Origin of the sequence: Gordonia amarae NBRC 15530, assembly GCF_000241345.1 — a bacterium.
Taxonomy (GTDB): domain Bacteria; phylum Actinomycetota; class Actinomycetes; order Mycobacteriales; family Mycobacteriaceae; genus Gordonia; species Gordonia amarae.
On record NZ_BAED01000082.1, the window covers coordinates 1 to 432 of the forward strand.

At 70.6% G+C, this 432-nt stretch carries 1 protein-coding gene; it reads right to left on the reverse strand.

The window, feature by feature from the left end; all coding sequences use genetic code 11:
• Positions 1-420: phosphopantetheine-binding protein (locus GOAMR_RS23375; protein ID WP_170319212.1), on the reverse strand; the 420-nt coding region annotated here is incomplete at its 3' end.
• Positions 421-432: the final 12 nt, after the last annotated feature.

Consider the following 432-nt stretch of genomic DNA (forward strand, 5'->3'; position numbering starts at 1 on the left):
GAGGACGACCTCGCTCGGCGACTGCACCGGTCCGGATGGCTGAGCCGCGGTCACGGGTGCGGCCGCAGCGGCAGGCGCCGCGGCTGCCGGAGCAGGTGCGGCGAAGGCCGCGACGGAGTTCACGACGTCCTGCAGAGTGCGCATCGATGCCAGCTCGGAGCCGGGGATCTCGGGAGCGCCCGGGTACTGCGCCTGCAGCGCAGACAGGATCTCGACCTGCTTGATGGAGTCGATACCGAGTTCGGCCTCCATCTCCATGTCCAGCCCCAGCATGTCCGCGGGGTAGCCGGTCTTCTCGGACACGATCTCGAGGACGACGTCGGCAGCGGACTTGCCCGGTGCGGCGGACGCAGGCGCGGCAGCTGCTGCCGGTGCGGCGGGAGCGGGGGCGGCGGACACGAACGACGATACGGAGTTCACGACATCCTGCAG